The 6,757-nt window shown below is 69.2% G+C and carries 7 protein-coding genes and 1 rRNA gene; 6 read left to right on the plus strand and 2 right to left on the minus strand.

What is annotated here, in order from left to right:
* The first annotated feature begins 23 nt into the window (after positions 1–23).
* Both dapB and GT045_RS35785 read left to right on the plus strand, forming a co-directional pair.
* Complete coding sequence (gene dapB, locus GT045_RS35780; protein WP_161336758.1) at positions 24–776, plus strand: 4-hydroxy-tetrahydrodipicolinate reductase; 753 nt, start codon at positions 24–26, stop codon at positions 774–776.
* Between the two features lie 14 nt (positions 777–790).
* Complete coding sequence (locus GT045_RS35785) at positions 791–1,243, plus strand: hypothetical protein (RefSeq protein WP_161296807.1); 453 nt, start codon at positions 791–793, stop codon at positions 1,241–1,243.
* Between the two features lie 77 nt (positions 1,244–1,320).
* Here GT045_RS35785 and GT045_RS35790 read toward each other — a convergent pair whose 3' ends face one another.
* Together GT045_RS35790 and GT045_RS35795 are read right to left on the minus strand one after the other, a co-directional pair.
* The gene (locus GT045_RS35790; protein WP_161296809.1) at positions 1,321–1,875 is read right to left on the minus strand and encodes a hypothetical protein; all 555 of its coding nucleotides are present in this window, start codon (positions 1,873–1,875) and stop codon (positions 1,321–1,323) included.
* Positions 1,876–1,979: 104 nt separating this feature from the next.
* Positions 1,980–2,216 (minus strand): hypothetical protein, encoded by a 237-nt coding sequence (locus GT045_RS35795; protein ID WP_161296811.1) that lies wholly within the window; start codon positions 2,214–2,216, stop codon positions 1,980–1,982.
* A gap of 206 nt (positions 2,217–2,422) precedes the next feature.
* On the opposite strand from GT045_RS35795, the gene thyX reads away from it, so the two are divergent.
* From thyX to GT045_RS35815, 4 genes are all read left to right on the plus strand, one after another.
* Positions 2,423–3,151 carry an FAD-dependent thymidylate synthase gene (gene thyX, locus GT045_RS35800; RefSeq protein ID WP_161296813.1) on the plus strand — a complete coding sequence of 243 codons (729 nt, stop codon included), beginning with the start codon at positions 2,423–2,425 and terminating at the stop codon, positions 3,149–3,151.
* Positions 3,152–3,362: 211 nt separating this feature from the next.
* Positions 3,363–4,262 carry a 4-hydroxy-tetrahydrodipicolinate synthase gene (gene dapA, locus GT045_RS35805; protein ID WP_161336759.1) on the plus strand — a complete coding sequence of 300 codons (900 nt, stop codon included), beginning with the start codon at positions 3,363–3,365 and terminating at the stop codon, positions 4,260–4,262.
* Between the two features lie 156 nt (positions 4,263–4,418).
* A complete protein-coding gene (locus GT045_RS35810) occupies positions 4,419–6,104 on the plus strand; it encodes a ribonuclease J (RefSeq protein WP_161296817.1) in 1,686 nt (561 codons plus the stop codon).
* 488 nt (positions 6,105–6,592) lie between these two features.
* Positions 6,593–6,757: ribosomal RNA gene (locus tag GT045_RS35815) — 16S ribosomal RNA — on the plus strand; the annotation flags it as partial.

Consider the following 6,757-nt stretch of genomic DNA (forward strand, 5'->3'; position numbering starts at 1 on the left):
CCACCGGTTAGGAAAGCAGGAACATGAGCAAGCTGCGCGTGGCGGTCCTCGGTGCCAGAGGCCGGATCGGGGCCGAGGCGGTCAAGGCGGTCGAGGCCGCCGAGGACATGGAACTGGTCGCCGCCCTCGGCCGGGGCGACAAGCTGGAGACCCTGGCGGACACCGGCGCCCAGGTCGCCGTCGAGCTGACCACCCCCGCCTCGGTCATGGGCAACCTCGACTTCTGCGTGCGCCACGGCATCCACGCCGTCGTCGGCACCACCGGCTGGACCGACGAACGCCTCGCACAGCTGGAGGGCTGGCTCGCCCAGTCCCCGGAGACCGGCGTGCTCATCGCGCCCAACTTCTCCATCGGCGCCGTGCTGACGATGAAGTTCGCGCAGATCGCGGCGCCGTACTTCGAGTCGGTCGAGGTGGTCGAGCTGCACCACCCGAACAAGGTGGACGCCCCCTCCGGCACCGCCACCCGCACGGCCCAGCTCATCGCCCAGGCGCGCCGGGCGGCCGGCACGGCCCCCGCGCCGGACGCCACGGTCACCGCCCTGGACGGCGCCCGCGGCGCCAGTGTGGACGGCGTCCCCGTGCACGCCGTCCGCCTGCGCGGCCTCCTGGCCCACCAGGAGGTCCTGCTCGGCGGCGAGGGCGAGACCCTCACCGTCCGCCACGACTCCCTGCACCACAGCAGCTTCATGCCGGGCGTCCTGCTCGGCGCCCGCCGCGTGGTGACGACTCCGGGCCTCACGTTCGGCCTGGAGCACTTCCTGGACCTGAGCTGAGACAGACGTCTGCCATGCGCGCGAAGATCACGTACCTCGTCACGGCCGCCGTCCTCGTCTTCTACTTCGTCCTGGTCGGCAGCCGCGGCGTCATGCTCATCCAGTCCGGCACCCTGATCACCGTCAGCTTCGGCGTGGCGGTACTGATCCTGCCGGTCATCGGGCTGTGGTTCCTGTGGAAGAACACCCAGTTCGTCCGCAAGGCCAACCAGCTGTCCGCCGAACTCGAGGCCGAGGGCGGCCTGCCGGTCGACGAGCTGAGGCGCCTGCCCGGCGGCCGGATCGACCGGGACTCGGCCGACGAGGTCTTCGCCAAGCGCAAGGCCGAGACCGAGGCGTCCCCCGACGACTGGCGCTGCTGGTTCCGGCTCGCCGTCGCCTACCACGACGCCCGCGACACCCCGCGCGCCCGCAAGGCGATGCAGCGTGCCATCGCCCTGCACGAGGGGCGCACCGCCGCGGCGTGACCGCGAACCGAGGAGGGGCCGGCCCACGGTGACGTGGGCCGGCCCCTCCTCGGTTCGTGCTACGGCGGCGTACCGGATCAGCCCCGCCGGTGCTCCGCGGCCCACGCCTCCACCGCGTCCGCCGCCCGGTCGAAAGCCACCGGCCGGCCGAGGAAGTCCAGGTTGTGCGTGGTCAGCAGCGTCGGGGTGTCCTCGGCGGGCCGGTCCTCGCGCACCAGGGCCAGCGCCTGGCCCTGCACCGTGCGCGGCAGCCCCAGCCAGCGCACCGGCTGCTGCACCGTCCGCACCGAGGCGACCCGCGCCCACGGCAGCGTCCGCGTCAGCAGCAGGCCGGTCCGGCGCAGCCCACGCCTGCTCACCCACACACCCATGCGCAGCAGCCGCAACGAGCCCGCGACGATCGCCAGGCCCGCGACGAGGACCGCCCCGCCGGAGGGCACGGAACCGGTCAGGGTGATGAGCACCGCGGCGAACAGGACGAACGAGGCCAGCAGCAGCCCCAGCGCGGCCATGGCCACCCGCCAGGGGCCGGGCCGGTAGGGGCGACGCCAGTGGTCCGGGTCGTCGTAGGGCAGCGCACTCTCGGCTGCCGTCTCGAAGCTGCGGTCGGCCGTAAGGAAGGGCAGGGGCACGGCTGGTCCTCACTCGGTCCTCGCGTGGGCTGTGCCCGGTGAGGCTATCCGGCCGTGATGCCGCTCACCAGCCTGGAGCGTCCAAGAGGGTCAGGCCCCCCGGCTCAGTGCCCCTGGGACGCCTGGGACTGCTGAGCCGGCGTACCGGACGGCGGGGAGAGCGCCGGGGTGCCGACGACCAGGGCTCCGACGAGCCCCGCGACGAGGGTGAGACCCAGCAGCCAGCGTCCGGCCATCTCGCCGAAGGACGCCCGCTGGCGGGGCGGGGGAGTGACATTGCTGCGGAACCTCTGTGCCTCGGCCAGGAAGGCGAAGGGGACGGGCTCGCGCCGACGGAACATCGCGGCTGCCGCTCCTTTCGGGGGTTGTGGTTCGAATGTGTACGCCTCACCGGTACAGACGGTCGGCGGACACAAATGGTGCCCATGTCCGAAAGATTCGCTGCCGCGTTTTCCGGGCCGCCGTGCCGAGGTACCGGCCGGGGCCTGGGCGGGTGCCCCGTAAGGTGGTCGCCAACCCCAGAAGTGATGGAAGGACCCCCACCCCCGTGACCTCCGCCGAGTCGCTCACGTTCCGCAGCGACGTCACCGTCGAGCTGGTGAAGTCCAGCGCTTCGGACGCCGACGTGCTCTTCGCCGCCCGTGTCTCCACCGCCGGCGAGCAGTCCCTCGACGAGCTGGACAAGGACCCCGGGCGCTCCAGGGGCCTGATCAACTACCTGATGCGGGACCGGCACGGGAGCCCGTTCGAGCACAACTCGATGACGTTCTTCATCAGTGCCCCGATCTTCGTCTTCCGCGAGTTCATGCGGCACCGCGTCGGCTGGTCCTACAACGAGGAGTCCGGGCGCTACCGCGAGCTGGAACCCGTCTTCTACGTCCCCGACGCCTCGCGCAGGCTCGTGCAGGAGGGCCGGCCCGGCAAGTACGTCTTCACCGAGGGCACCCCGGCCCAGCACGAGACGGTCGGCAGCACCCTGCGGGAGTCCTACGAGCAGGCGTACACGGCCTACCGGAAGCTCCTCGCCGAGGGCGTGGCCCGGGAGGTGGCCCGCGCGGCCCTCCCTGTCGGCCTCTACTCCTCGATGTACGCCACCTGCAACGCGCGCTCCCTGATGCACTTCCTCGGCCTGCGTACCCAGCACGAGCTGGCCAAGGTGCCGAGCTTCCCGCAGCGGGAGATCGAGATGGTCGCCGAGAAGATGGAGGCGGAGTGGGCGGAGCTCATGCCGCTCACCTACGCGGCCTTCAATGCGAACGGACGTGTGGCACCGTGACGAAGATCTGTTCCCCTTCGGGGAACGGATGTGTGGGTCAACCTCGCGCAGTGTCCGGTTTGCGGCATTTGTAGAAGTTCATCTAGCCTGATCAAACGGACCCGGCACTGCTTGAACCCCCGAGCAGGCAGTGCCGGGCTCCTTCTTTGTCGTGACTTTCCCGGCACCCCACGGGCACACCCCCCTTCGAGCACCGAGTAGCGTGTTACCCATGGCTCCGACCTCGACTCCGCAGACCCCCTTCGGGCGGGTCCTCACCGCCATGGTCACGCCCTTCACGGCGGACGGCGCACTCGACCTCGACGGCGCGCAGCGGCTCGCCGCCCACCTGGTGGACGCAGGCAACGACGGCCTGATCATCAACGGCACCACCGGCGAGTCCCCCACCACCAGTGACGCGGAGAAAGCGGACCTCGTACGAGCCGTCCTGGAGGCCGTCGGCGACCGCGCCCACGTCGTCGCCGGCGTCGGAACCAACGACACCCACCACAGCGTCGAGCTGGCCCGCGAGGCCGAGCGCATCGGCGCCCACGGCCTCCTGGTCGTCACGCCGTACTACAACAAGCCCCCGCAGGAGGGCCTGTACCGGCACTTCACCACCGTCGCCGACGCCACCGGCCTGCCGGTCATGCTCTACGACATCCCCGGCCGCAGCGGCGTCCCGATCAGCACGGAGACGCTGGTCCGGCTCGCCGAGCACCCCCGGATCGTCGCCAACAAGGACGCCAAGGGCGACCTCGGCCGAGCCGGCTGGGCCATCGCCCAGTCCGGTCTCGCCTGGTACTCCGGCGACGACATGCTGAACCTGCCCCTGCTCTCGGTGGGCGCGATCGGCTTCGTCTCGGTCGTCGGCCACCTCGTCACCCCCGACCTGCGGGCCCTGGTCGACGCGTACACCTCCGGTGACGTCGTCAAGGCCACGGAGATCCACCAGAAGCTGCTCCCGGTCTACACCGGCATGTTCCGCACCCAGGGCGTCATGACCACCAAGGCCGCCCTCGCCCTCCTCGGCCTGCCCGCGGGACCGCTGCGCTCGCCCATGGTCGAGTGCTCGCCCGAGGAGATCGCCCAGCTCAAGATCGATCTTGCTGCCGGCGGGGTACAGATCTGACAACAGACTTCGCACCACCTGAGCCTCACAACTGAATCGACAACCGCATACGCAGGCCCCCGGTGCCTGTTTCCACAACGACAACTGCTTCCGCACGAACGTCATGCGCGCCACGTGCCCTACCGGTACGTGGCGCGTGTGGTTGAGGAGAGTCTTTTGAGTCATCCGCACCCTGAACTCGGCCCGCCGCCGCCACTCCCCGAGGGCGGCCTGCGGGTGACCCCGCTCGGCGGTCTCGGCGAGATCGGCCGGAACATGACGGTCTTCGAGTACGGCGGCCGTCTGCTGATCGTCGACTGCGGAGTGCTCTTCCCCGAGGAGGAGCAGCCCGGAATCGACCTGATCCTGCCGGACTTCTCGTCCATCCGGGACCGCCTCGACGACATCGAGGGCATCGTCCTCACGCACGGCCACGAGGACCACATCGGCGGTGTCCCCTACCTGCTCCGCGAGAAGCCGGACATCCCGCTGATCGGCTCCAAGCTCACGCTGGCCCTGATCGAGGCAAAGCTCCAGGAGCACCGGATCCGCCCGTACACCCTGGAGGTGGCGGAGGGGAACCGCGAGCGCGTCGGCCCCTTCGACTGCGAGTTCGTCGCGGTCAACCACTCCATCCCGGACGCCCTCGCGGTCGCGATCCGCACCCCGGCCGGCATGGTCGTCCACACCGGCGACTTCAAGATGGACCAGCTGCCGCTGGACAACCGCCTCACCGACCTGCACGCCTTCGCGCGGCTGAGCGAGGAGGGCATCGACCTGCTCCTCGCCGACTCCACGAACGCCGAGGTCCCGGGCTTCGTCCCGCCCGAGCGGGACATCTCGGGCGTCCTGCGCACGGTCTTCGCCAACGCCCGCAAGCGGATCATCGTGGCCAGCTTCGCCAGCCACGTCCACCGCATCCAGCAGATCCTGGACGCGGCCCACGAGTACGGCCGCCGGGTCGCCTTCGTCGGCCGCTCCATGGTCCGCAACATGGGCATCGCCCGGGACCTCGGCTACCTGAAGGTCCCGCCGGGCCTCGTGGTCGACGTCCGCACGCTCGACGACCTGCCCGACCACGAGGTGGTCCTGGTCTGCACGGGCTCCCAGGGCGAGCCGATGGCGGCCCTGTCCCGCATGGCCAACCGCGACCACCAGATCCGCATCGTCGACGGCGACACGGTCATCCTGGCGTCCTCGCTGATCCCCGGGAACGAGAACGCGGTCTACCGCGTGATCAACGGCCTGACCCGCTGGGGCGCCGACGTGGTCCACAAGGGCAACGCCAAGGTCCACGTCTCCGGCCACGCGTCCGCGGGCGAGCTGCTGTACTTCTACAACATCTGCCGCCCGAGGAACCTGATGCCGGTCCACGGCGAGTGGCGCCACCTGCGCGCCAACGCCGAGCTGGGCGCGCTCACGGGCGTGCCGCACGACCGGATCGTCATCGCCGAGGACGGCGTCGTGGTCGACCTGATCGAGGGGAAGGCCAAGATCTCCGGCAAGGTCCAGGCCGGATACGTCTACGTCGACGGCCTCTCGGTCGGTGACGTGGGCGAGCCGGCGCTGAAGGACCGCAAGATCCTCGGCGACGAGGGCATCATCTCGGTCTTCGTGGTCGTGGACGCCTCCACCGGCAAGATCACCGGTGGTCCGCATGTCCAGGCCCGCGGCTCCGGCATCGAGGACTCGGCCTTCACCGCCGTCCTTCCGAAGATCACGGAGGTCCTGGAGCGGTCCGCCCAGGACGGCGTGGTGGAGCCCCACCAGCTCCAGCAGCTCATCCGCCGGACCCTCGGCAAGTGGGTCTCCGACACGTATCGCCGCAGGCCGATGATCCTGCCTGTGGTCGTGGAGGTCTGACGCACCGTCGGTGCCGGCCAGGAGCGGGGCGTCTCGATTTGCATCGGGGCGCCCCGCTCCAGTACGTTTACGGCTCCGCCCAACCGGGAACCCCAGCGCTTCACGCGCTGGACATGGATGCCTGGAGCGGGTGGGAAATCCGGCTCAGAACTTCTGATAAAGTCGGAACCGCCGGAAAGGGAAACGCGGAAGCGGGAACCTGGAAAGCGCCGAGGAAATCGGATCGAGAAAAGATCTGATAGAGTCGGAAACACCGAAGGGAAGCCCGGAGGAAAGCCCGAGAGGGTGAGTACAAAGGAAGCGACCGTTCCTTGAGAACTCAACAGCGTGCCAAAAATCAACGCCAGATATGTTGATACCCCGTCTCCGGTCATCACGATCGGGACGAGGTTCCTTTGAAAAAACACAGCGAGGACGCTGAGAACGGTCGGGCCTATTCCGCCTGACTGTTCCGCTCATCGTGGTGTCGTCCCGATTACGGGAAAACATTCACGGAGAGTTTGATCCTGGCTCAGGACGAACGCTGGCGGCGTGCTTAACACATGCAAGTCGAACGATGAACCACTTCGGTGGGGATTAGTGGCGAACGGGTGAGTAACACGTGGGCAATCTGCCCTTCACTCTGGGACAAGCCCTGGAAACGGGGTCTAATA

The organism is Streptomyces sp. SID486, from assembly GCF_009865385.1.
Classification (GTDB): domain Bacteria; phylum Actinomycetota; class Actinomycetes; order Streptomycetales; family Streptomycetaceae; genus Streptomyces.

What these genes read in the sequence shown, in the direction of transcription:
- GT045_RS35795 (WP_161296811.1), bottom strand. Translation starts at nt 2,216, where the DNA reads ATGTTCCGTCGGCGCGAGCCCGTCCCCTTCGCCTTCCTGGCCGAGGCA.
- dapA (WP_161336759.1), top strand. Translation starts at nt 3,363, where the DNA reads ATGGCTCCGACCTCGACTCCGCAGACCCCCTTCGGGCGGGTCCTCACC.
- GT045_RS35785 (WP_161296807.1), top strand. Translation starts at nt 791, where the DNA reads ATGCGCGCGAAGATCACGTACCTCGTCACGGCCGCCGTCCTCGTCTTC.
- dapB (WP_161336758.1), top strand. Translation starts at nt 24, where the DNA reads ATGAGCAAGCTGCGCGTGGCGGTCCTCGGTGCCAGAGGCCGGATCGGG.